Genomic DNA, 23,006 nt, shown 5'->3' with positions numbered 1-23,006 from the left:
CAGTGGTGAGCGGGTCCCTGGCCCCTTGTGCCCCTTGCGTTCCGGGGAGCCCGGGGGCGGTGGCAGCGGTGTGGGAGCCTGTGCTCAGCTGGTGCTGCCCGGGGCAGGTTCTGTCGGCTGTTCCCGTACGTCGGGGAACAGGCCCTCTGGTGGTGGGACGTAGGGGAGGGGCTCGCCTAGCCTGCAGGTGTTCTCTGTGCCTTCTGTGGCGGTGGCGAACGGGCCGTCGGGGCTCATGAGGACGGCCATGTGGTGGTCGGCGTGGTCTCGCCACCATATGCTCATCCCCGTGGCCGCGTCGCGGCGTAGGTGCTCCCAGGCCCGCCACAGTGCTTCCAGGCGGATCACGGCCTCCTCGTGCTGCCACCATCTTCCGGCCCAGCACCGGTGGCGCCCGTCGATGCGTCGGCGGTAGACGTTGCGCAGGTAGTCGCGTACGAACTCGTCGACCGAGCCGAACCACAGCTGTTCGTCAGGCTCGTCAACAGCATCAGCAGGGTCGTTGCTGCTTGGCTGCGCCTCAGCTGTTCCCCAGTCGGTCATGGGTGTGCCTCCGTCTCATGGGCTTGCAGGGTTGCCTCTACTGCTGCCAGCTGTGTGGCTGCCTCGTTGATCGTCCGCTCAGCCTGTGGGTCGTGGGCGGTGATGGATGCCTTGACTGCGGTGGCGTGGGGGCCGGTCATCCACGGGAGGGTGCGTACGAGGGTGGGGCGTGAGCCTGATGACAGGACGAGGGCGCGGCCCTTGGGCAGGGCGGCGAGGTCGGATACGTCGAGGATGCGCTGGCGGTGGAGTTGGTGGGAGACGGTGCGGTGGCCGCGTGCGTGGGAGGTGGAGGAGGACAGCCGGTCGTAGTCGCCGATGACCTTAGACAGGTGCTCCAGGAATGCGTCCTCGTCCACGCCGCCGCCGTAGACCTTGACGTTCGACGCGGACCAGAGCTTGCGCATCCCGGCCTCGCCCCACACCTCGACTCCCTGGGACCAGGACTGCAGGATCGTCATGAGGACGATGCCGCGGCTGCCGTAGTGGCTGTAGAGGTTGGGCAGGTCGCGCCAGCGGCAGACGTTGGCGGCCTCGTCGAGGACCCCGAGCAGGGGGGTGGCCAGGCGTCCGCCGGCAGAGCGTGCGGCCAGCTCCTCGGCCGCCTCGACGACGGCGACGGTCAGTGCGGTGACCAGGGGTCCGGCGCTGCCGCGGCCTTCCTTGGACAGGGAGTAGAGGGTGCCGCCGTCGGCGCGTACGAAGTCCTGCGCACTAAGCTGCCTGCGTGTGTCGGCGGGGCCCTGGGGCGTGACCCAGCGGGCCGCCTGGCGGTTGGTCAGGCAGGAGGCCATCTGCATGGCTGTGCCGAAGATGCCGCCACGCTGCTTGTCCGGGGCGGCGACGACGCCTGCGACCTGGTCGGCGGTGAGGGTGTAGCCGTGGTCGCGCAGGATGTCGATGGCGGTCTCGTCGGTGGGCCTGGTCAGCCAGGTGTAGACCTCGGTGATCGGCCGGTGGTCCAGGGCTGCGGCCAGCAGGAGGCCGGCGAGGAGGTCCTGGCCGGCCGGGTCGAAGTAGGCGTCGGTGCGTGCCCCGGGGTCACGGCTGCCTGCGGCGAAGTGCTCGGCCAGGCGGGCGGCCCGCACCTCGTCGGTGACGTAGGTCAGGGGGTTCCACCACCAGGTGGGCTCCTCCAGGGCGATCTCCTGGGGGTCGAACACCCAGACCGGGCCAGCGGCTGCCCGCACGTCGCGGGTGGCGTCAACGACGTCGCGCTTGTTGGAGGTGACCAGGACGGCTCCCGGCGCCTCCAGGATCGCGGGTATCGCCCGGCTGGTGGTCTTGCCGGTGCGTGGTCCCCAGATGTCGATGTGCATGTCCTCCCACGAGCCCCACAGCTGCTGCCCAGTGGTGACAGTGCGACCGATGAGCACCCCGGGTGCCCCCTCGACACCCAGGCGCCGGGCCTTGGTGTCAGCGCTCCTGCGGCTGAGGTCCTCGATGTCGCGGCCGCGCCCCATCCAGGAGGCGGCGCGGTCGACGCGGGAGCGGCGCCGCCGCAGCCGGTACACCACCACGCCGACCAGCACGCTGAGGCCGAGAAGAAGGACAGCGACTCCGCTGAGCACCCACCAGCCAGCGGCGCCGGGCCATATCAGGTCTCCGCCGAGCAGGCCGAGGACGACGGCGAAGGGGTCGGCAGGGACCTCCACACCTGTACCAGCGAGCCGGTGGCCCAGGTGCATCGCGGCGTAGACGGTGCCGGTGACGAGAGCTGTGACCACGACTGCGACCCAGACCAGGACCGCCTCCCCGGAGAGTCCGCCTGGGTCGCGGCGGCGGTTGGTCGGCCTGCTCATGGGCTGTCCTCCAGCCTGCCCACGCGGGACTGCTCGTGCCAGAGCCTGTTGGTGTCGTTGATTGACAGCTCTGTGTCTGTGAGCTGGACGTTGACGGGGATACCTGGGCGCCCCCCGACCTTGACCAGGAACTTTCCCCGGCCCGGCGGCTCTGCCTCGCGGCCTGTGGAGGGGTCCCAGGCGGGTGGGTCCTGCCAGCCGACCAGCAGCTCCTGCTCGGCCTGGGAGAACGGCACGGCGGCGGTGAGCTGGGGCATCTCGGCCGAGGGCAGCCCTCCGCAGATGACCATGCCTGAGCGCTCCACGAAGCCGCGCGCCTTCATCCGGTCCTCCTGGCTGGCCAGGGCCAGCAGGTCGCTCATCGTGTGGGAGATCATGGCCATGCCCACACCGCGCTGCCGGTTGAGGCGGGTGAGGGCGTCGACACGGTCCACCATGCCGCGCCCAGCCCGTAGCGCGCGCCACAGCTCGTCGAGGATGACGAAGTAGTGGCGACGCGGCTCCAGGCCCGCGTCCGCCAGGGCGTTGGCGACGTTGACGGCTCCGAAGCCGGCCGACCAGCAGGCCAGCAGCGTGGCTGCCTGGAGGTCCATCTCGGAGTCGTCGATAGCGCTGACGTCGTAGACCACCGCGGCGTCCCTGCGCATCGGGTTGGTGGTTGGGTGGGCGAAGGTCTCTCCGAGACGGCCGCCGCTGGTCAGGCCGATGAGGGAGGCCTCCAGGTCCTCCGTGATCTCCTTGTAGCGGGCGTCGTCACCGCGGTCCAGGGCGACGGCGCGCACCTCTGGCGGGCCGTCCTGGATGACGTGTAGCAGGTCGCCCAGGACGGGCACCCCCTCGTGGTGGACGTCAAGGTACTTCAGCGCCCGGTCGATGATCGTCTCCTCGCGGTCACTTGGTGGGCTCGACCGCAGGATCGTCAGCAGCGCTGAGACCATCGTGTGGCGGCGGCCGTGGGCGTCGGCGAGCACCTGCGCGGCCTCACGCGTGTGACCTGCCTGGCGCAGCCGGGCTGCGGCCTCACCGGCCTCGCCCGGGTCCAGGATGTTGAGGTAGCCCCGGCCCCGGCCCAGGGTGATGACCTGGCCACCGAGCGCCTCGATGAGGTCGACGTAGTCCGGCTTGAGGTCACCCAGCACGAGGGGCATGACGCCGTAGCCGGCCAGGCCGGTGGCCATGCGGCGGATGATCGTGGACTTGCCCAGGCCCGGCTTTCCCAGCACGAAGCAGCTGGGGTTGGAGATGAGCTTGGCGCGCTGGAACCACGAGACAGGGTCGCAGCACAGCGTGGCACCGGTGTGGACGTGGCGACCCAGGGGGACGCCGACCATCGGGGTACCGGTGCCTATTGCGAAGGGCCACAGACCGCACACCTGCACGGTGGTGCCGCGCCACTCGTCAGCTGCCTGCACATAGGTCGAGGGTCCCCTCCCACGTCCCGGCCACCCGCGCATGGGCGGGCGCTGCGGGCGCACCTGGCGCTGCTGGTCCGCCTGCTCCCGCTCCTGCCTGCGGCGCTGACCGCGCGGGGGTCGCCTGCTCACAGGTTGTTCCTCAGCTCGGCGGGGACCCGCACGTGCTTGGGAAGCACCAGTCCCAGGGGCAGGGCGGCGGCGAACGCGGAGTCCTGCGACCCGTACACCGGGCGCAGCCGCAGGCGCACTGTGGCAGACAGGTTGTCGATCGCCGCCCGTGCGTCGGCCTGCCTGTCCAGGTCGGTGACCGTGGCGGTGACCAGCATGCCGAACTGGGTCAGCCCAGCCCCGGAGGCCTCCTCACTGGCCGTCGCGGCCGCCGCGCGCACCGCCAGGCTGTCACGCGCGGCGGGCTTGCTCGTCGAGGTCATCCGGAACTCCGCTGCTCGCAGGTCCGCCTCCACGATCGCCGCAGCACGCGCGGAGTCGATCGGCCGGTACACCAGCGTGACCCGCTTGCGGTCGATGTCACGGTGCGGGGCCAGCAGCCTGGCCAGGACACCGGACTGGACGTTGCCGCGCGGGGCCTGGGTCATCGACCACGTGCAGGAGAACGCGCTGTCATGGCGGTACCCGTCCCAGGAGGCCTGCGCAGCGGCCGGCCCGACGTCCGTCCACGACAGGTCAGGGACCTGCCCGGCGGCGTGGGCCTCGTCGATCAGCAGCGCCGCGGCCGGGTCGTAGGCCACACGCACCACCTCGCACAGCTCCTGGGCCGTCAGCGGGTGCGCCGCCCCCGCCCCGGTGGCCGCCAGCCCGGCGGTCAGGCCTGGCAGCCGCGCGGCCAGGTCACGGCCCATCTCCTCAGGCTTGCGCCGCCCCCCGGAGCGCTGCGAGGCGGTGAAGGTGACCGTCACGAAGGCCCTCACCGTCGAGGACCCGGCAGGATAGCGGTCCACGACCTCCTCAAGTACGGCACGGGCGAACGCCGGGGCCTGGGGATCGGTGCTCATCGAGACCTCGCGGCGCAGCCGCGTCCCGGTGTCCGGCGCCGTCTCAATGGTCACCGACGCCGCCTCCACGCTGGGCTCGTCACTGAGGTTGGCCAGCCAGTGCCCCCAGTCCGCCACCCACACGTCAATCTGCTCCTGGTCCACAAGCGCCGCGCCGTCGGGCTCGGTGCCGATGACCACCGAGAAGGAACCGGTAGCCGGGGTGTACAGCAGGCCGAACCGGCGCCCGTAGGAGTCGGTGTGCTCACTCAGGCGCGTGGGGGCCGCGATCCCCGGCAGCTGGTAGGTGCCCCACAGCGCCCGGCCCAGCGGGCCGGAGCGGTAGATGCTCAGCCCCCGCGACCTGACCGACCACCAGCTGGTCCTCGCCCCCACCCGGCTCACCAGGTTGCGCCCGTGGGCGTCCCTGGTCAGCACTGCCAGCAGCGCGACACCAAGCAGGACAGCCACCACCGAGGCACGCAGGATGTCGGAGACCATGACCGTGATGACCACCAGGACCAGGCCCGCCAGCAGCAGGCCCGTGCCTACCGACCCCAGCCCCAGGATCCCCGGTGAGGAGGGACGCCGCCAGTTCCCGTAGGTCCGGGCTCCTCTACTGGTCTCAACGGCTGCCACTGGGACCACCTTCCTCGCCCGTAGCCTGGCCCGTGGTCTGCTCACCCACGGCCCGCACGGCTCCCGCAGCCGCCTGCCCGGCTTTCTTACCCGCCTCTAGCGCAGCACCTGCGGCCACACCGACCGGACCACCGGCAGCACCGCCAGCCGCGGCAGCACCACCGCTACCAGCAGCAGCGCCACTACCGGCAGCACCGCCAGCCGCGGCAGCACCACCGCTACCAGCAGCAGCGCCACTACCGGCACCGCTGCCAGCCGACGCCGCAGCAGACCCGGTACCCGGAGTTGTGCCAGCACCTGTCCCGGCACCAGGGGCACCGGACCGGCCCGACTGGGACGCCCCGGAGGAGCGTGACTGGTCCTGGGCACCTGCCCCTGCTGCCTGCCCGCCACCGTGGCCACCACCAGACGGACCCGCAGCGCCCTGAGCCCCCGACTCCCCGTTGGCACCCGAGGGAGCCGATGAGGGCTGGGAGGCCGAGCCGCTGCCGGAGGCCAGCCGCCCCACCGCTGCGGCACCCGTCGGCAGCGCCGCCAGGGCACCTACTGCCGCTGCCCCACCAGCGGCTCCGCCCGCCATGGCACCCACCATTGGTGTGACAAACCGCATCAGCGCCGGCATCGCGAACAGGGCGATCACCATCAGCATCAGACCGGTCAGGACCGAGAGGAAACCGGTCCCGTCATCGGAGAACACGTTGGTCCCGACCAGCTGGAAGGCCGCCGCGTACACCACGGCCGCCGCCGGCTTGTACAGGATAAAAGCCACCAGCCACGCCACGCACTTCCTGAACCAGTTCCGTCCCATCTCAGTATTGGTAAACGACGCCGACAGGGGCAGAATGCCCGTGAGAATGACCAGCATCCCGCCACGCGCCACCATCAGCACCACCTGGACCGCTGCCGCCAGGACCGCTATGAGCCCCAGAATAATAGTCAGGAGAGACCCCAAACCACCTGTCACCCCGGTGCTGCTTAGGGCCAGCAGCGTCAGCATATTTTCCCCGAAGCAGGTGCCGTCCTCGGTCACGTCACAGTTCAATGACCCCTCGAGTAGCCACACGGCGAAGGAGTCCGCCGCCGTTACTAGCAGCCCGACGACCGTGACCCCGGCCCCGGCTACGACCACCAGGGTGAGTAGACTCCTCACCGTCTCCCGCCCCGGCTCGGCCCTCTGTTCCCAGGCCATCCGCGCACCACCGATAATCACCGCGACCATCGCTGCCGCACCCGTGTACCACCACAGTGCCGACTGCAGAAACAGGGTGGCTCCGCCAGCGCCGTTCGGCCCGGTCGGCATGAGCCCGCTGACCAGCGCGCTCGACCCCGAGACCAGGACCGTCGCACCCAGCACCAAGCCCACGCGCCCGACCGCCATAACGCCCTCGCCCGTGCGTATTCGTGAGGCGATGAGGGCGCCAAGGATGAACAGCGAGATCACTGCCACAGCCAGGCTCGTCCACATGACATAGCCAATTGTCCTAGTGATCCCGATCGAGTCGGTCGCGTGCGTGCCCGCCTCGATCGCGGAGGTCTCCGAGCCCGATCCTGTCAGGTTCGGGGTCCCGATATTCACCCACACCGTGCCTAGCGACGCGACTGCTCTGCCGTAGGCCTCCACCACAGCAGTCGCCAGGTTCTCGATCGCGTCACCGACAACGGCTTTGACACCCTGGTCCAGGTAGCACGCAGGATTAATCATGTCCCATCCGGAGCAGCCGTCGTCTGCCATTTGTCAGGCTTTCCAGACGGTGTATCCGGCTACGTGGGGGAGCTGGGCAAAGCTGACCGGCTCGCTCGGGTCGGTGATGAGGAGCTTCCAGTCCCCTTCCTCCCACACCAGCTCGTAGACCGCGGACAGGTTCACCGTCTGACCGCCCGAGCTCCCGGTCACGGCCATGTCGATCCTGGCGGTCGCCCCGTCGTAGGACATGAGGTTGAAGCCCGCTACCTGCAGGCGGATCCCAGAGGTGTCACTGGTCCCGCTGGAGTCGCTGGAGGCCGATGCCTGTGCCTGTGAGATGAACTCATCGCGCTCAGGGGTGTCGGCGATGAAGTAGGTGAGCCAGGACTCGATCTTCTCCTCGTCGGCCTCGGTCGCCTGGACGACGGCGTTGGCGGCTGCGTAGAGCGCCCCCTCGGGGAGTGCTGGAAGCAGTAGCGGTAGCCGGCGTCGGCGGTGGCCCCCGGCCCGTACTCGGCGGAGACGGGGTAGGCCATGGTGTCCTGGTAGTCCCAGCTGTCGACGTCGGGGGCCTCGACCAGGTCGGCGGTGCCAAGGACCTCCCCCTCAAGGCCGCACACGCTCTGGGTGCCGTCGTGGTCCGGTCCGGCCGTCGAGGGGGGTGGTATCTCCACTGGGCCGGTAGCCTCGGTGGAGGCTGACTCCCCGGCTGCGGCCGTGCCCTCCCTGCTGCTCATGGTGTTGGCCAGCGCGAGGGCGGCGGCCACCACGGCGATCACGACCACGAGCGCGGTGGCGGCGATAAAGCCCGGCCGTGTCAACGGGCTGCGACCCTGCGCCCCGGTGCTGTCTGACGTAGTCATGACCCTCTCCTAGGAGACGAGGAAGCCGACTAGGGAAGCGCCGGCAGAGATGACGATGACCCCGCCCAGGGCCATGCCGATCTTGCCCACGTGCTCGCCGCCCTCGCCGCGTCTGGACTGGATCGCCATGAGTGCGCCAGCGGCGAACAAGCCCAGGATGCACACTGCCAGGGCAACCCACCGCGCCCAGCCCATCATCGTGGTGAACCCCTCCGTTCCCGGAGGTTGAACCGGGTCAGGGTCAGGGACCGCCTGGGGCAGTGCCTCCAAGGTGAGGTTGGTCGCCACGGTGACTGCGGACTCGATGATGTGAAGGGCGCTCATGCCCGATCCTCTCTGTTAGTGATCTCCTTGTCGCACAGGGCGACGAGGTCCTTGACGAGCGTGCGAGCCGCACGCGGAGAGCCTCCGAGGTCAGGGGGCTCGCCCAGTCTCCAGGTCCTGATCCACGGGACCTGCCAGGTCCTGGGGGCGCCTCCGCCCACTACCTGGGCCAGGTCCCGCACGGGCCTGGGAACCCGTCCGGGTGCATCGGCGACCAGGACGAGCCCCAGCAGCTTGACACCGGGCACGAGGCCGCAGGCCCACTGGGTCAGTGCCCCCTGTGCTGCCTGGATGCCGCTCACGCTCAGCCTTGCTGTCAGGACCGCCCGCACGGGAGCCTCGGCAGCGGGAACAGGCCACCTGTGGCTTGTGGCGCGCCATGACTCAGACAGTGCGGCGATGGTCGACTCCGCTGACCCGCCGTGCGCGCCCACGACCCACAGGCTTGCCTCGTCCCTGACGGTGACGACAGGAAGCCGCTGGTCCTCGGCCGGGGCCGGAACCCCTGCCTGAGGGGCTGCGGGACCGGTCAGTGCCGGTGCTGCCTGCGGCGTCGGCTCAGGGGCGGCCTCTTCCGGTGTGGTGTCCTCGGCTGCCAGCCACGGGTTGGTGGCGGTGGTGGCAGTGGGCATGAGGGCGTCCTCCCCTTCTCACGGTGACCTTGCTCGGATCGTAACCACCGTTATGAAAGAGCGTCAACCCAGGAGGCTATGGCCGATTGAATCAACGCCATGCACCTGCCTACGTCTTCGTATAGCATCGCCAAGCGTGTATCATCACTTAGGTGTCACCCACGATCCACGACGGCCTCGACAGGCTCTTTGCCGACCTGCCACCTGTGCTGTCTGTGCCCGAGGTGGCCACGACCCTCGGCATGACCAAGGCCGGCGTTTACCGCTGGCTGGCCGACGGCACCATCCCCGGTTACAGGATCGCAAAGTCCTGGTTCATCGTGCGCGACGAACTCAAGCAGACGCTGCGCGACGGTGCAAACCCGTGGCCGGCACACAAGGAAGGCCGCACGGCCGACGAGATGTGACATATGTGACTCAGAAGCGAGGACCTGCTTTCCCGGGAGTGCCGAAACGGCGGTCGGACTGTGTCTAGTTCCAACCGCATTGCTGTTCTTGTCCTTGTTGCTCCCCTCCTCATCCTGAGTCTCCTCTTTTCCGTAGTCCTCCTCGGCGACGTTGCTCCCACCGGTGGCGGCACTGCTGGCGCTGCCGGCCAAGCTGTTGCCATCAGCGGGGTGCCCTCCGAGTGGGCGGCGGATGTCGTCCAAGCGGGTAACCGGTGCCCCCAGGACGGCATCACTGCCCAGGTTATTGCTGCCCAGCTCGATCAGGAGTCGTCCTGGGACCCAAGTGCTACCAGTGGTGCCGGAGCCCAGGGGCTGTCCCAGTTCATGCCCGACACCTGGGAGACATACGGAGTTGACGGCGATGGGGACGGGACAGCCGACCCGTTCAACGGCCACGACGCCATCGCCTCCCAGGCCAACTACATGTGCACCCTAGCTGCCAGTATGCGTGAGGCCCTCACGAACGGTGTTGACGGTGACCTGGTCGATCTCGCGCTCGCTGCCTACAACGCTGGCCCGGGAGCGGTCCTCAACCACCATGGCGTCCCACCATACTCAGAGACGCAGCACTACGTCACCACGATCAAAGAGGCGATGCCCACCTACACCGTGACTCATGCCTCCGCATCCGCCTCTGACGCGCAGCAGTCCGCTGATGACCTCGTTGACACCTCACCGGTGGACGCAGGTGCCTTTGCTCCTGAGATGATGAGCCAGCCAGACCCGACACCCGGCGCGCACGGGACTGCTCGTGTCACCCCGCGCATGGGCGCTCTCATCAATGACGTCATGACCAACTACTCCCAAATTGTTAACGATGCCTTGTACTGCTGGGACGCCCACACCTACAACCCCACTTCCGACCACCCTAAGGGTAGGGCCTGTGACATCCCGTTCTACGGGTGCAGCGCCAATCCTGACAGGTCTGCTGACCCCCTTACCGGACTCGCGGCAGGTAACGCTGCGGCAAACTGGATGGTGGCCAACGCCAGCACCTACGGGGTCCACTACGTCATCTGGGACGGTCGGATCTGGTATGCCTCCACCGGCAAGTGGGAGCCCTACGACGGCGCAGGTGGACTCTACAACCCTAGTGACTGCACCGGTGGTCACTATGACCACATCCACGTCTCCGTGTTCTGACGTCAAGGAGGAACAGTGCCTACCACCCCTACCGGACCCTGGCCCCGGGTCGAGGCGACCCTCAACCCCGACGGCACCTCCCAGGTCGTCATCGGTGGTACGTCCCACACGCTCTCGGCCCCAAGTATTGCCGACGCCCGTAACCAGGTGATCTCGCTGGTCGCCCACCACGCTGCCCAGCTCGGCCGCCCCCTGTACGCGCTCACCAGGGACCCCACCGGCACGTGGCCCATCATCATCAGCCCCAACGGCGACGTCGCGCCCGATCCCGAGAGGCGGCCGTCTGCCGAGACCTCGGCTGGTGACTCCTCCGCGCACGAGGCGGGCCGCTCCTCTCCGGAAGGGCCTGGGCCTGTCGGCGGCCTGTCTCCCGAGGCCCCTGCGCCTGCGGACCGCGACGCCAGGACTGCGCCCGACGAGACCGCCTGGACAGACCAGCCCGTCTCCCAGGACCCTGGCCCCGCCGACATGCCTGCCGAGGCCCGGGCCTGGCAGGCCGCCGACGAGGACACGCCTGCGCCCCTGCCCAACCACGGTGAGACCCGGGAGCGACGCAGCTTCCTCAAGGCTACCGAGATCGAGCAGCCTGCCACCCAGGGCTGGCGCGGCCGGGCCTCGCGCCTAGGCGTGCGCATGAGCCCCAGCCCGGCCGAGCGCTCCGAGCGCTCCGACGTCCACGCCGTCTCCCAGCACTGGCCCGGCCCCAGGACAATCGCCGTGGTCAACGGCAAGGGAGGCGCTGGAAAGACCCCTGCCACCGTGCTGCTCAGCGCCGTGTTCGCCCGTCACGGTGGTGCTGGCGTCGTGGCCTGGGACGCCAACCAGACCCGGGGCACGCTGGGCTGGCGCACCGACCAGGGACCCCACGAGGCCACCGTGCTCGACCTGCTTCCCCAGGCTGAGCGCCTCCTCGGCACCGGGGCGCAGTCGGCCGACCTGGCCCACTACGTCCACCACCAGACCGGTGACCGCTACGACGTCCTGCGCTCCCAGCCTCTCCAGCTCGCGGCTGACCAGCGTGTCACGCCACGCGACGTCGACCTCATCTGGAGCGTGGTCGGCAAGTACTACCGGCTCGTGGTCATCGACACCGGCAACGACGAGTCCGACCCTGTGTGGCTGCAGGTCATGGAGCACGCCGACCAGATCGTCGTGCCCACCACCACCCGTGCCGACCACGCAGAGGCCGGGGCGCTGCTGCTCGACGCCCTGCGTGGTCGTGACGACCGCTCCCGTCGCCTCGCGGAGAACGCCGTTGCCGTGGTCACTCAGGCAGACCCCCGTGCCAGCAGGAGCGACATCAACGCAGTCATCAATGGATACAGCGACCTCGCCCGCAAGGTCGTCACCATCCCCCACGACCCCGCCATCGTGGACGGTGTTCTGCGGTGGGACAGCCTGCGCCCCACCACACAGCGCGCCTGGCTACACGCAGCCGCAGCCGTAGCAGGAGGGCTGTGAGCAGTCTCTGGCTGCTGTCAGGACGGAGGCGGCTAGTTGCAATACGGGGCAGAGTTACGTGTACAAGTTCTGCCTTGTAGCTGGTAGGCCTGCATAGGCCCGCAGTGTGGGCCGTAAGAACCTGTTAGAACCAGAGGCACTCTGCACGCGTGTCACGGAATACCGTTCCTCGGGGTGCTGTCGTGTGGTTGTGCTTCACCTGTGTAGACCGGGGTCGTGTCTGTGGGCGGTGGTCCTGTGCGGTGGTCTGTCCGTCCGGGGTGGCTCGCCTGTGGTGGGGCCTGCCTGGGGCTGGGCCTGTGCTGGTGGTACGCGTACGGCGGCGGTGGGCGGGTGGGGGAAGGAGGCCTCGCGCAGGCTGACGGTGTGGGCGGGGTCGGTCCCGGTGGGTGCCTCGCGTGCGGTCCGGGGCTGGTTGCCCTGGCGGGCCGCTTGGACCACGTGGGACGCGATGTCGGCCAGGACCTCCTCGCGGGTGATGTTGTGGCCCGGCTGGCCCGGCCTGTCCGCCTGGGGCGGCCGGGGCGTGGTGGCGCTGGTGCGGGTGGGGCCTGGCCGGGGTGGCCCCGGCGACGGCTGGCTGGTGGTGGGCTGGCCCGGCTGGTGGGGCTGCCCGGCCCCGGGCCGGGTCGTGGCCGAGGGCGCGGGCTCCTGTGCCCGGGTGGGTGGGTGCCAGGGTGGGTGGCCGGTGGCGATGGTGGAGGCGAGGTGGGTGGGGGTCCACGGCGGCCCCCGGGGGCTGGTGGCGCTCACCTGGGCCTGGGTGCGCGGCTCCAGGTGGGTGCGCCCGTGTCGCAGGTCCTGGGCCAGGGTGGGGGAGTCTGTCAGCACCGCGCGCACCAGCAGGCGCACGTGCGGCCTCTGGTCGGCCGGGACGGCCAGGGCGGCCTGCTCCAGGACTGCGGCCATGGGCTTGTTCTGGCCCCCGACGGAGGAGTTGACCGCTCCGTGGCCCAGGGAGGGCCAGCCCCCGGCGGCGGCGGGGTCGCCTGGCCCCGCCAGGAGCTGGTCGGGCTCGTGGAGCACCACCAGCGCCCGGTCGATCCTGGCTGTCTCCGCCAGTGCACGCTCCTCGGAGAACTGGTGCACACGAGTCAGGTCACGCACGACCTTCCTCATGAACTTCTTACGGGCAGGCTTGGTGCTGCTGGGGTTGGGTTGGCGTCCCTGTGCCCTGTAGGTGCGGATGCCCTCCAGCAGCCGCTCAGCGCTGAGCAGGGACAGGGCGCTGAGCTGTCGGTCCAGCTGGCGGGTGAACTCAGGTGCCAGGACCCGGGTGGAGGCGTGGTGGCCGGTGTGGAAGAACACCTCCACCGGCACCGCGGAGTGCCACGCCAGCGGGCTGGCAGGCGCCGCAGCAGCCCCCTCCCACACCAGCACGCCCTGCCCGCCAGCCCGCCCTGGGGTGAACATGTCCCCGGCCACCAGGGCGGTGCCCCCGCCCCCGTGGCCGAGCCAGCGGGGCCGACCCCGCCGACGCCCGGCCATCAGGACCCCGTCCTCGGTCCGTGGGGACCACCGGCGCCCTCGTCGCTGTCGTCGCCGGGGCCACCAGCACCGCCTGGCCCGCCGTCCCGGCTGGGGTCAGCGCCTGCGGCGATGCTGGCGGCTGCCTGGGCGGCTGCGGCGGAGAAGTCCTCCCACAGGACGTGCTCCTGGGCCTGGGCCAGAAAAGTAAGGTGCGCGGTGGCGTCCTCAATGCCGACCTGGTCCAGGCTGACCCTCCCGGTGAGGCAGTAGGCCGGGGTCAGCCCGTAGACCTGGTCAGCAGACAGCACCCCCAGGTGCTCGATGGCCCAGTCGGCCACTGGGGTCCCGGTGTCGTCGTCCAGGTCCTCCGACGGCAGGGTCAGGGTGGTGGCGCCCATGCGCTCACGCATCACCGGGTCGGCCATGTCCCCGGCGTTGCCGGAGTCGGGGTAGACGACTCCCAGGGCGGGGGTGACGTTCAGGGCGGGGCCGGAGACCTCCCCCCACAGCTCCATGTCTCCCATCGCGGAGCGGGCCAGGCACCACCACCGCTGGTGGGGGAAGGGCACCTCCGTGCCCTCCAGCCACGCCTGGACCACCGGCGCCCACCGGAAGGGATCAGTGAACCACCACCGGCCCTGCCCGAACCCGTCGAACCCGAACCTCTCCCACAGGTGCAGCACCGAGGCCGGCAGCACCCCACCGAAGTACTCCAGGTGCTCGGCGGTGGCGGGGGCACCCACACCCATGGGCGACCACCCCCGCAGCCTCAGCGCCTCCTCCATACGCGCGTCCACCCACTCCGGGGACGCGTGCAGCCACGCCTGGTGCCACTCCTCCTTGCTCATCCGCATAACCCAAACCGTAACCCAGACCGCCACGACAACGGAGGCGTTTCACCCGGTTGGCATCCCACTTCCCTGGCTATCGTGCCGCCGTGACAGGTTCCGACGCGGCTGCTCTGCCGTAGACCTCCACCACAGCAGTCGCCAGGTTCTCAATCGTGTCACCAATCGTGCTCTCAACTAAATTCTCTGCCTTGCATCTCTATTCTGTGAACCCACACTCTTTAGCCACCGGGCTGCTCCCCCCAGATCACGTACCCTGAGGTGTCGGGGATCTCTGCCAGGGTAAGCGGCTCAGCGACCTCGGAGCTCAGTTTCCAGTCCCCGCCTTGCCAAACCAGCTCGTACACGCCAGATACCGTCAAGGTCTGTCCCTCTACGGTAGCCCGGCCTGCGATATCAACCCGAGCTGTGCTGCCCTCGTATTCAAGAAGCCTGAACCCCACGATCGATATACGAGTTTCGTCAGAATCCTCACCCGTGCCTGCATCAGTCTCGTCTGTGCCTGTATCGGAGACCAACTGGTCACGGTAGGGGCCGTCAGCCACTACATAGCTCAGCCACTCCCCGGTGGGGTCCGACCCCTGAGACACGGCGTTGGCGGCTGCGTAGAGAGCGCCCTCGGGGGAGTGCTGGAAGCAGTAGCGGAAGCCGTCCGAGTCGGTGGCTGCCGGGCCGTACTCGACGGAGACAGGGTAGGCCATAGTCCCCTGATAGTCCCAGTAGTCGACGTCGGGAGCCTGGGACAGACGTGCCTGCTCGGTGACCTCCCCCTCAAGGCCGCACACGCTCTGGGTACCGTCGTGGTCCGGCCCGGCCGTCGAGGGGGGTGGTATCTCTACTGGGCCGGTAGCCTCGGTGGAGGCTGGCCCCTCGGCCGCGGCCGTGTCCTCCCTGCTGCTCATGGTGTTGGCCAGCGCGAGGGCGGCGGCCACCACGGCGATCACGACCACGAGCGCGGTGGCGGCGATAAAGCCCGGCCGTGTCAACGGGCTGCGACCCTGTGCCCCGGTGCTGTCTGAGGTGCTCATGGTCCTAACCCTAGGATGACGACGAAGCTAACCAGTAACCTACCAACAGACTCGACGTGGGACACGGGGACGCGTGCCCCCGGGTAGCTGATGCATGCCCCCGGGTAGCTGCTGCCTGTGCCGCCTGGAGGCCGCTCAGGCTCAGTTTTGTCGCCAGGACCCTCTGGGCGCGTGGGCCACCGAGGTGCGGTCACGGCGGCCCGACAGGGCAGCCTCGGGCGTGGGCGTTGCCCGTGCCGCTGCTGCGACGCCGCGGCCTGCACGGGCCAGGGCGGACGAGTACCCAGGGGGACCCTGCGCAGGCCACCATGCCCAGGCCACTCTGTCCAGGCCGCTCTGCCCGCCACGCCCCTGCCTGACACGCGGTCCGATTCGCGGTAGGTTGTCTCCCGTGCGTGCGACCTCGTGGCTCCGAGTGAGCCTGCTGCTTAGTCGCCGCGGCGGGGCCTGACCAGGCCGGCACCCCGACCGCGGCTGGCACCGTGCGCCCGGCCGCGACCGCCACGGCCACGATGACCGGCGTCGTCAGCCCTCAGGACCCCAGGACCACTCCAGGAGATGACTATGCGCACCGCGCGTCCCGCACCTCAGCAGCCTTCCGGCATGCCCTACGTCAAGTACCGCCCCTTTCTCGACACGGTCGCCACCGACCTGCCGGACCGAACCTGGCCCTCCCGGCGTATCACCTCCGCGCCTCGCTGGCTGTCCACCGACCTGCGCGACGGTAACCAGTCCCTCATCGAGCCCATGGGGCCCGAGGCCAAGCGGGCCGTTTTTGACCTGCTGGTCCAGATGGGCTTCAAGGAGATCGAGGTGGGCTTCCCCGCCGCCTCCCAGACCGACTACGACTTCGTGCGCTCCCTGGTGGCCGACGGCGCCATCCCCGACGATGTCACCATCTCCGTGCTCACCCAGTCCCGCGGCGACCTCATCGACCGGACACTGGACGCCTGCGTGGGCATGCCCCGGGCCACCGTCCACCTCTACAACGCGATCTCCCCGCTGTTCCGCGACGTGGTCTTCCGCATGGGGCGCGAGGAGGTCCGTGACCTGGCCGTGGACGGCACCCGCCAGGTCATGGCCCGGGCGGAGAAGGTCCTCGGTGAGGACACTATCTTCGGCTACGAGTACTCCCCGGAGATCTTCATGGACGCCGAGCGGGAGTTTGCCCTGGAGGTCTGCGAGGCCGTCATGGGCGTGTGGGAGCCCGCCGAGGACCGCGAGATCATCCTCAACCTGCCCGCCACCGTGGAGCGGGCCACGCCCAACGTCTACGCCGACCAGATCGAGTGGGTCAGCAGGAACCTCAGCCATCGTGAGCACGTGTGCCTGTCCGTCCACAACCACAACGACCGGGGCTCGGGCGTGGCCGCAGCCGAGCTCGGGGTGCTGGCCGGGGCGGACCGGGTGGAGGGCTGCCTGTTTGGCCACGGGGAGCGCACCGGCAACGTCGACCTGGTGACCCTGGCCCTCAACCTGTTCAGTCAGGGCGTGGACCCTATGCTCGACCTCTCACGCATCGACGAGGTCCGTCGCACCGTGGAGAAGGCGACGCAGATGAACGTGCCGCCGCGCACTCCCTACGTCGGCGAGCTGGTCTACACCTCCTTCTCCGGCTCTCACCAGGACGCCATCAAGAAGGGCTTCGCCGCCAGGGCTGCCCAGGTCCAGGCCAGGGTTGAGGAGGGCATGGGCCAGGACGAGGCCGAGGTGGCTGTGCCCTGGCAGATGCCCTACCTACCGATCGACCCCCACGACGTAGGCCGCTCCTACGAGGCGGTGGTGCGGGTCAACTCCCAGTCCGGCAAGGGCGGGGTGGCCTACCTGCTGGGGGCGACCCAGAGGCTGGACCTGCCCCGCCGTCTCCAGATCGAGTTCTCCCGTATCGTCCAGCGCCACACGGATACCTACGGCGGGGAGGTCGACGCCACCAGCCTGTGGCGGATCTTCGCTGACGAGTACCTGCCCGCCGCGGCCGTGCCCAACCGGGACGGCCTGGAGGATCTAGAGCCCTGGGGACGCTACGCCCTGGACGGTGCCACCCTGACCTCCGCCGGGGAGGGGGAGCGCTCGGTGCTCACTGTCACGGTCACCGACAACGGCCAGCGCAGGCTGCTGTCGGCCGAGGGCAACGGCCCCCTGGACGCGTTCGTGGCGGCCCTGGAGAGCACGGGCATCCAGGTGCGTATCCTCGACTACGTTGAGCACGCCCTGTCAGGAGGCCGCGACGCCCAGGCAGCCTCCTACGTGGAGTGCGAGGTGGAGGGCCAGGTCCTGTGGGGGGTGGGGATCGACCCCTCCATCACGACCTCTTCCTTCAAGGCCGTTATCTCCGCCCTCAATCGGGCGCTGCGCTGAGCTGTGCCCCGGGCCCAAGGCGCTGCTGCGGGACCCGGAGCCGGGACGCGTGGCGGTGCGCCGCGCCGTGGCACACTAGGGCGGTGACACGCAGGCTCTACCGGGACGAGGCCGTGGTGCTGCGCACCCACAGGCTGGGGGAGGCCGACCGCATCGTCGTCCTGCTCACCCGCCACCACGGGCAGGTCCGCGCCGTGGCCAAGGGGGTGCGTCGCTCCTCCTCGCGCTTCGGGGCACGTCTGGAACCCTTCTCTATGGTTGACGTCCAGCTCCACGCCGGGCGCAGCCTCGACGTCGTCACCCAGGTGGAGACCATCGACCCCTTCAGCCGTGCCATCGCCGCTGACTACATGATGTTCACCTGCGCCACCACCATGGTGGAGGCTGCTGAGCGTCTCAGCACTGACGACGGCGACCTGGGGACGGAGGCCAGCCCCCAGCAGTACCTGCTGCTGGCTGGCGCCCTGGCGGCCATGTCCCGGCGCAGGCACGCCCCCGGCCTGGTCCTGGACTCCTACCTGCTGCGCTGCCTGGCCCTGGGGGGCTGGGCACCGTCCTGCTACGACTGCGCCGTGTGCGCGGCGCCCGGCCCCCACCGGTTCTTCCACGTCCAGACAGGGGGCGCCGTGTGCGAGTCCTGCCGCAGCGCGGGAGCAGTGGAGGTCGAGCCGGGTACGATGGTGCTGCTAGGTGCGCTGCTGTCGGGGGACTGGCCGGTCGCGGACGCCTCGGCACCCAGGCAGCGCTCACAGGCCTCCGGCCTGGTCTCGGCCTATACCACGTGGCACCTGGAACGTCGCCTGCGCTCCCTGGCGCTGGTAGAAAGGGGATGACTGTGGCACCTGGGCACACCGCTGAGGCGGGGACAGGCCACGCAGGGGCCGGAGGTACAGAGACCGAGCCGGGCAGCGGCGTCGGCCCTGAGGACGGTGCCGTGGCCCAGTCGGGTCTTGACCGGCTCAAGGCCGCCGCGTCGCGCGGCGAGCCGCTGCTGAAGTCAGACATCATGCAGGCGGCCCCGCTGCACCGCCCCGGTCTGGAGCCCCCTTCTCTGGCTCCTGACAGGCTGCCCGGGCACGTGGCGATCGTCATGGACGGCAACGGGCGCTGGGCCAACGCCCGTGACCTGCCTCGCATTGAGGGCCACAAGGTGGGGGAGGCCAACCTCCTGGAGGTTGTCGCCGGCGCCGTCGAGCTGGGGATCAACGAGCTCAGCGCCTACGCCTTCTCCACCGAGAACTGGAGGCGCTCCCCGGCCGAGGTGCGCTTCCTCATGGGGTTCGCCCGTACCGTGCTGCGTGGCCAGCGCGACCTGCTCAACTCCTGGGGAGTGCGCGTGCGCTGGGTGGGGCGGGCCCCACGCCTGTGGAAGTCGGTGCTCTCCGAGCTGCGGGCCGCTGAGCGGCTGACCGCAGGCAACACGACACTGACCCTCAACCTGTGCATCAACTACGGAGGACGTGCCGAGATCGCCGACGCGGCCCGCGCCATCAGCCAGGAGGTGGCGGCAGGCCGCCTCAAGGCCTCGGCGATCACTGAGAGGACGATTCAACGTCACCTGTACGCCCCCACCATGCGGGACGTGGACCTGTTCATCCGCACCAGCGGGGAGCAGCGGACCTCTAACTTCCTCATGTGGTCCTCGGCCTACGCGGAGCTGTACTTCACGGACCTGGCCTGGCCGGACTTCGACCGTCGCGAGCTGTGGCGGGCCTGCGAGTCCTACGGCAGCCGTGAACGGCGTTATGGCGGTGCCGTTGACAAGGTAGGGGACAAGCTGGAGGAGACGGCAGCGCCAGTAGAGCCAGTAGAGGAAGCAGAGGCTGACGTCTAGGCCTCCTCCCAGGCCTCGCCCTCGCCACCGTCTGCGGAGCAGTCCGCGCACAGGCCGAAGAACTCCGCAGTGTGCTCCATGGCGGTGAAGCCATGCTGGGCTGGGACCCGCCTGATCCAGGTCTCCAGCTCGCCACCGGCCACCTCTACGGTGAAGCCGCATCGTCGGCACACGATGTGGTGGTGGTGCTCGACCCTCTCGCAGGCGCGGTAGAGCACCTCACCCTCTGTGCCGCGCAGTTGGTCCACCTGGCCGGAGTCAGCCAGGGCCTGAAGGTTGCGGTAGACGGTCGCCAGCCCCACCTTGGTGCCCTCAGCCTCCAGGGCGGAGTGGATCTGCTGGGCGGAGCGGAACTCGCTGGTGCGCTTCAGGATGTCAGCCACCGCTGCGCGCTGGCGGGTGGCACGTGGACGAGGAGCGCTCTTCTGGCTCATCGCAGGACCTCCTGACGACGTCGGGCCCTGTGCGCCCGGTGGGCGAAGCGTACCGCTCCGCTCAGGACCGCGACTGTCCCGTAGGCCCCCACGAGGAGGATGACGATGACGGCACCGGGGGACAGGGGGAGGACGTAGGTGATGGTCAGCCCGGTGACGCAGGCTGCCACTCCCAGCGCCATAGCCAGGTGCATTGTGCGGGTGAAGGAGGTGCAGACCAGCTGGGCGACAGCGACGGGCACGATCATGACGGCAGAGACCATAAGGGCGCCGACGACCCGCATGGACACCGACACCGTCAGGGCGGCGACCACGGCGATGATGATGCTGAGCGTGCCGGTGGGCAGCCCGCACGCCCTGGCCAGCTCCTCGTCGTGGCACAGGGCGAACAGCGGGCCGCGCAGCCCCAGGCCCACGAGCAGGACGCCGAGAGCCAGCACGATGGTGAACCAGGTGTCCGTCACCGAGACCGTGGAGATGGAGCCGAACAGGTAGGAGCTGAGGTTGGTCGTGGTCCCCCGGCGAGTGCGATGAGGACGACGCCGCCAGCGATGCCACCGTAGAAGAGGATGGCTAGAGCGACGTCCCCCGGGTGCGGCCTCGTGCCCGTATGACCTCGATGAGGACGGCTCCCAGCACGCTGGCCAGGATAGCCCGGGCACGGCCAGGGCGTCGTGGGGGAGACGTTGGCTGCGGCACCGGCCAGCCAGCCCAGAGCGATCCCTGTCAGGGCGATGTGGCCGATGCCGTCACCCAGGAGGGCCAGGCCCCGCTGGACCAGGTAGGTTCCCACCACCGGCGCGGCCAGGCCCACCAGCACCGCGACGACAAGCGCCCTCTGCATGAGCGGGCTGGCCAGCATCTGGCTCAGTGTCTGGAGCGGTGTGTGGGGCAGTGAGGACAGAAGGTCCGCGGAGAGCCCTGGGGAGGTCACCGAGGTCGTCATGGTCGCTCCTGCGGGTCGCTGCCGGGCACGACCCGGCCGTCGGACAGGAGCACCCTGCGCCCGATGATGTCAGTGAGCTCGCCCGTCTCGTGCAGGACGGTGACCAGGGTCAGGCCACCTTGGTGCAAGGCGGCGAGGGTGCTCGCCAGGGACTCGCGGCTGGCCCGGTCGATTCCGGCCAGGGGCTCGTCGAGGACGAGCAGGTCGGGATCGCGGACCAGGGCGCGGGCGATAAGGACTCGCTGGGCCTGGCCTCCGGAGAGGACGTGGACGGGGTCCCTGGCTCGGTCGGCCAGGCCGACGACCTCCAGGGCGTCCATGGCACGCTGCCGGGCGCGTCTGCCCCGGTCGCGCCAAGGGTGGCGTGGTCCCAGCAGGCCCGAGCCCACTACCTCCAGCGCGGTGGCGGGAACCCCGGCAGAGGTCGTGACCCGCTGGGGGACGTAGCCTACGCGGTCCCACGGCACCCGGCTGCGCCGGGAGACGTCGGCCCCCATGAGCTGCACGGTCCCGCTGGCCGCGGGTACCAGGCCCAGGACCGTCCTGACCAGGGTCGACTTGCCCGAGCCGTTGGAGCCCAGCAGGGCCACCGACTCCCCGGGAGAGACGGTGAGACTGACGTCGTCCAGGACGACAGCCGAGCCCAGCACCACGCTAACCCGGCTCACGCGCACCGGGTCCGGCGACGCGTCTAGCGGGGAAGAGTGCGCGTGTCGTCGGTGTGCTGACGCTCGGGCTGCCTGACCGGCGCTGGCGCCAGCATTGTCGGCGGTCCTGGCGCTGGTCCCCTTGTCCTCACCGGTCCTGGTCGGCATGGCGGCTCTCATGCTGGTACCACGCACTTACTGACAGGACAGTCCGGAGCGCAGCGCCTCCAGGTTAGTGCTCATGACGTCAACATAGTCGCCGTCGGCGGGTGCGGACTCGACAGGGCTGAGGACGGCGGTCGTGGTACCGGTCTCGCTGGCCAGCGCCTCGGCTGTCCTGGTGGAGACCAGCTCCTCGGTGAAGATGGTCGTGGTCCCGGTCTCCTCGACGACCTCCTTGATCTCCGCCAGCTCGGCGGGGCTGGGCTCGGCCTCGGGGTCCAGCCCGGACACGGAGGCCTGGGTGAGGTCGTAGCGGTCAGCCAGGTAGCCGAAGGCGGCGTGGGAGGTGACGAAGGTGGTGCGCTCACACTGGTCGAGTCCCTCGGTGTAGCTGGTGTCCAGGTCTGTCAGCGTGATCGTGAGGGTCTCCAGGTTGTCCTCGTAGTCGCCCGCGTGGTCCGGGTCCGCGGTTGCCAGCGCCTCCTGGACGGCTCCTGCGGTAGCAACCATGCGCTGCGGGTCGAGCCAGAAGTGAGGGTCGGTCTCCCCGTCCTCACCAGTGGCGTGGTCGTGCTCGTCGGCGTCGTGCTCGTCGGCGTCGTGCTCGTCGGCCTCCTCGGCCTCGTGGTCGTGCCCGGCTCCCTCGTGGTGGACCAGGTTCGCAGCTTCGCCCAGGTCCAGGACGGTCGGCCCGGAGACCTGGGAGACAGCCTCGTCCAGTGAGGGCTGGAAGCCTGGGACGTAGGCGATGACGTCAGCGGCCTCCAGGGCGGTGACGTCCTTGGGGGAAAGCTCGTAGTCGTGCGGCTCGACACTGGTGGGAGTCACCGACGTGACCGTCACGTGCTCCCCGCCCACTGCTGTCGCCAGGTAGGCGATAGGGTAAAAGGAGGTAGACACGGCCAGGGTGGCGTCGGTGTCCGAGCTGCCTGCGGCAGTCTGGGAGGCGCTGGTGTCCTCGCCGCTGAGGGCGGAGCAGGACGACAGGCCTGCGGCCAGGACGAGCGCGGCGGTGCCCGCACCTAGGCGGTGGGCGGCAGGGCGTGAGCGGCGTGCTGCCGACAGGTGTCTGTCCTGGATACTGGCGGGTGCGTGCGCGTCGTCGCGCAGGGTACGTGAGGCCGGGGAGGCAGGCTCGGTCTGAGACTTCATGGGAATCATTTTCATCATGTGCCGTGGACGCGTCAAACCAGGCAGCCGGTCAGTGAACCAGGCAGTGAACCAGGCAGTGACCAGGTAGTCGGTCAGCGGGACCGGGACCTCTAGACTGTCCCCACTCGCCCCCGCCAACCAGGTGGGACCACGACAGATGACAACTCCCTAGGAGAGTAC

19 protein-coding genes and 2 pseudogenes are annotated in these 23,006 nt (G+C 69.6%); 6 read left to right on the top strand and 15 right to left on the bottom strand.

Annotated features, from left to right (window positions below):
• Positions 1-84 precede the first annotated feature (84 nt).
• The 8 genes and pseudogenes from D5R93_RS07635 to D5R93_RS07595 form a co-directional block, all read right to left on the bottom strand.
• Positions 85-543, bottom strand: coding sequence for a DUF4913 domain-containing protein (locus D5R93_RS07635; RefSeq protein WP_119835209.1), 459 nt, complete (start codon positions 541-543; stop codon positions 85-87).
• A complete protein-coding gene (locus D5R93_RS07630) occupies positions 540-2,345 on the bottom strand; it encodes a type IV secretory system conjugative DNA transfer family protein (RefSeq protein ID WP_119835208.1) in 1,806 nt (601 codons plus the stop codon). The genes D5R93_RS07635 and D5R93_RS07630 overlap by 4 nt, the downstream gene beginning before the upstream one ends.
• Entirely contained in the window at positions 2,342-3,889 is a 1,548-nt protein-coding gene (locus D5R93_RS07625) for an ATP-binding protein (RefSeq protein WP_120204607.1), read from the bottom strand. Before D5R93_RS07625 ends, D5R93_RS07630 begins: the two co-directional genes overlap by 4 nt.
• Complete coding sequence (locus D5R93_RS07620; RefSeq protein WP_205570018.1) at positions 3,886-5,391, bottom strand: SCO6880 family protein; 1,506 nt, start codon at positions 5,389-5,391, stop codon at positions 3,886-3,888. Before D5R93_RS07620 ends, D5R93_RS07625 begins: the two co-directional genes overlap by 4 nt.
• Positions 5,378-7,123 carry a hypothetical protein gene (locus tag D5R93_RS07615; RefSeq protein ID WP_205570017.1) on the bottom strand — a complete coding sequence of 582 codons (1,746 nt, stop codon included), beginning with the start codon at positions 7,121-7,123 and terminating at the stop codon, positions 5,378-5,380. The genes D5R93_RS07620 and D5R93_RS07615 overlap by 14 nt, the downstream gene beginning before the upstream one ends.
• 3 nt (positions 7,124-7,126) lie before the next feature.
• A pseudogene (locus D5R93_RS13270) lies at positions 7,127-7,812 on the bottom strand (DUF8175 domain-containg protein).
• Positions 7,813-7,947: 135 nt separating this feature from the next.
• Positions 7,948-8,262, bottom strand: a complete 315-nt coding sequence (locus tag D5R93_RS07600) for a hypothetical protein (RefSeq protein ID WP_243106658.1) — start codon at positions 8,260-8,262, stop codon at positions 7,948-7,950.
• Positions 8,259-8,894 carry a DUF6668 family protein gene (locus D5R93_RS07595; protein ID WP_120204602.1) on the bottom strand — a complete coding sequence of 212 codons (636 nt, stop codon included), beginning with the start codon at positions 8,892-8,894 and terminating at the stop codon, positions 8,259-8,261. The genes D5R93_RS07600 and D5R93_RS07595 overlap by 4 nt, the downstream gene beginning before the upstream one ends.
• Positions 8,895-9,046: 152 nt before the next feature.
• Here D5R93_RS07595 and D5R93_RS07590 point away from each other — a divergent pair, with 152 nt between their 5' ends.
• From D5R93_RS07590 to D5R93_RS07580, 3 genes are read left to right on the top strand one after another with little or no spacing between them, the layout of a single operon-like run.
• Positions 9,047-9,301, top strand: coding sequence for a helix-turn-helix domain-containing protein (locus D5R93_RS07590; protein ID WP_120204600.1), 255 nt, complete (start codon positions 9,047-9,049; stop codon positions 9,299-9,301).
• A 60-nt stretch (positions 9,302-9,361) separates the two neighbouring features.
• Complete coding sequence (locus tag D5R93_RS07585; protein ID WP_162933880.1) at positions 9,362-10,486, top strand: lytic transglycosylase domain-containing protein; 1,125 nt, start codon at positions 9,362-9,364, stop codon at positions 10,484-10,486.
• A 15-nt stretch (positions 10,487-10,501) separates the two neighbouring features.
• Entirely contained in the window at positions 10,502-11,947 is a 1,446-nt protein-coding gene (locus tag D5R93_RS07580; protein ID WP_120204597.1) for a MinD/ParA family ATP-binding protein, read from the top strand.
• Positions 11,948-12,142: 195 nt separating this feature from the next.
• Here the strand turns inward: D5R93_RS07580 and D5R93_RS07575 are convergent, their stop codons facing one another.
• From D5R93_RS07575 to D5R93_RS07565, 3 genes are all read right to left on the bottom strand, one after another.
• On the bottom strand, positions 12,143-13,435 hold the full coding sequence (locus D5R93_RS07575) for a polymorphic toxin type 15 domain-containing protein (protein WP_120204594.1): 1,293 nt from the start codon (positions 13,433-13,435) through the stop codon (positions 12,143-12,145).
• The gene (locus D5R93_RS07570; protein ID WP_120204593.1) at positions 13,435-14,271 is read right to left on the bottom strand and encodes a GAD-like domain-containing protein; all 837 of its coding nucleotides are present in this window, start codon (positions 14,269-14,271) and stop codon (positions 13,435-13,437) included. The genes D5R93_RS07575 and D5R93_RS07570 overlap by 1 nt, the downstream gene beginning before the upstream one ends.
• Before the next feature lie 215 nt (positions 14,272-14,486).
• Complete coding sequence (locus tag D5R93_RS07565; RefSeq protein WP_120204591.1) at positions 14,487-15,293, bottom strand: DUF8175 domain-containg protein; 807 nt, start codon at positions 15,291-15,293, stop codon at positions 14,487-14,489.
• 564 nt (positions 15,294-15,857) lie between these two features.
• Between D5R93_RS07565 and leuA the strand changes: the two genes are divergently transcribed.
• From leuA to uppS, 3 genes are all read left to right on the top strand, one after another.
• Entirely contained in the window at positions 15,858-17,651 is a 1,794-nt protein-coding gene (gene leuA, locus D5R93_RS07560) for a 2-isopropylmalate synthase (protein WP_119835196.1), read from the top strand.
• An 83-nt stretch (positions 17,652-17,734) separates the two neighbouring features.
• Positions 17,735-18,484, top strand: a complete 750-nt coding sequence (recO, locus tag D5R93_RS07555; RefSeq protein ID WP_119835195.1) for a DNA repair protein RecO — start codon at positions 17,735-17,737, stop codon at positions 18,482-18,484.
• Positions 18,485-18,657: 173 nt separating this feature from the next.
• Complete coding sequence (gene uppS, locus D5R93_RS07550; RefSeq protein ID WP_120205924.1) at positions 18,658-19,485, top strand: polyprenyl diphosphate synthase; 828 nt, start codon at positions 18,658-18,660, stop codon at positions 19,483-19,485.
• On the opposite strand, the gene D5R93_RS07545 is transcribed toward uppS, so the two are convergent.
• The 4 genes and pseudogenes from D5R93_RS07545 to D5R93_RS07530 form a co-directional block, all read right to left on the bottom strand.
• The gene (locus D5R93_RS07545) at positions 19,482-19,919 is read right to left on the bottom strand and encodes a Fur family transcriptional regulator (protein ID WP_120204588.1); all 438 of its coding nucleotides are present in this window, start codon (positions 19,917-19,919) and stop codon (positions 19,482-19,484) included. The genes uppS and D5R93_RS07545 overlap by 4 nt on opposite strands.
• Positions 19,916-20,781 (bottom strand): annotated as a pseudogene (locus D5R93_RS07540) (metal ABC transporter permease). Before D5R93_RS07540 ends, D5R93_RS07545 begins: the two are co-directional and overlap by 4 nt.
• Before the next feature lie 80 nt (positions 20,782-20,861).
• A complete protein-coding gene (locus D5R93_RS07535; protein WP_243106657.1) occupies positions 20,862-21,692 on the bottom strand; it encodes a metal ABC transporter ATP-binding protein in 831 nt (276 codons plus the stop codon).
• 15 nt (positions 21,693-21,707) lie between these two features.
• The gene (locus D5R93_RS07530; RefSeq protein WP_120204586.1) at positions 21,708-22,826 is read right to left on the bottom strand and encodes a metal ABC transporter substrate-binding protein; all 1,119 of its coding nucleotides are present in this window, start codon (positions 22,824-22,826) and stop codon (positions 21,708-21,710) included.
• Positions 22,827-23,006: the final 180 nt, after the last annotated feature.

It is taken from the genome of Actinomyces lilanjuaniae (assembly GCF_003606385.1).
GTDB lineage: Bacteria > Actinomycetota > Actinomycetes > Actinomycetales > Actinomycetaceae > Actinomyces > Actinomyces lilanjuaniae.
Note: the sequence above shows the minus strand (reverse complement) of the source record. Positions and strands in the feature narration are given on the sequence as shown.

Bases quoted from the DNA above. Each gene is read 5' to 3' on its own strand.
- D5R93_RS07635 (WP_119835209.1), bottom strand. From the start codon at position 543: ATGACCGACTGGGGAACAGCTGAGGCGCAGCCAAGCAGCAACGACCCT.
- D5R93_RS07595 (WP_120204602.1), bottom strand. From the start codon at position 8,894: ATGCCCACTGCCACCACCGCCACCAACCCGTGGCTGGCAGCCGAGGAC.
- D5R93_RS07565 (WP_120204591.1), bottom strand. From the start codon at position 15,293: ATGAGCACCTCAGACAGCACCGGGGCACAGGGTCGCAGCCCGTTGACA.
- D5R93_RS07570 (WP_120204593.1), bottom strand. From the start codon at position 14,271: ATGCGGATGAGCAAGGAGGAGTGGCACCAGGCGTGGCTGCACGCGTCC.
- D5R93_RS07545 (WP_120204588.1), bottom strand. From the start codon at position 19,919: ATGAGCCAGAAGAGCGCTCCTCGTCCACGTGCCACCCGCCAGCGCGCA.
- D5R93_RS07630 (WP_119835208.1), bottom strand. From the start codon at position 2,345: ATGAGCAGGCCGACCAACCGCCGCCGCGACCCAGGCGGACTCTCCGGG.
- leuA (WP_119835196.1), top strand. From the start codon at position 15,858: ATGCGCACCGCGCGTCCCGCACCTCAGCAGCCTTCCGGCATGCCCTAC.
- D5R93_RS07600 (WP_243106658.1), bottom strand. From the start codon at position 8,262: ATGAGCGCCCTTCACATCATCGAGTCCGCAGTCACCGTGGCGACCAAC.
- D5R93_RS07575 (WP_120204594.1), bottom strand. From the start codon at position 13,435: ATGGCCGGGCGTCGGCGGGGTCGGCCCCGCTGGCTCGGCCACGGGGGC.
- D5R93_RS07530 (WP_120204586.1), bottom strand. From the start codon at position 22,826: ATGAAGTCTCAGACCGAGCCTGCCTCCCCGGCCTCACGTACCCTGCGC.
- uppS (WP_120205924.1), top strand. From the start codon at position 18,658: ATGCAGGCGGCCCCGCTGCACCGCCCCGGTCTGGAGCCCCCTTCTCTG.
- D5R93_RS07615 (WP_205570017.1), bottom strand. From the start codon at position 7,123: ATGGCAGACGACGGCTGCTCCGGATGGGACATGATTAATCCTGCGTGC.
- D5R93_RS07535 (WP_243106657.1), bottom strand. From the start codon at position 21,692: ATGAGAGCCGCCATGCCGACCAGGACCGGTGAGGACAAGGGGACCAGC.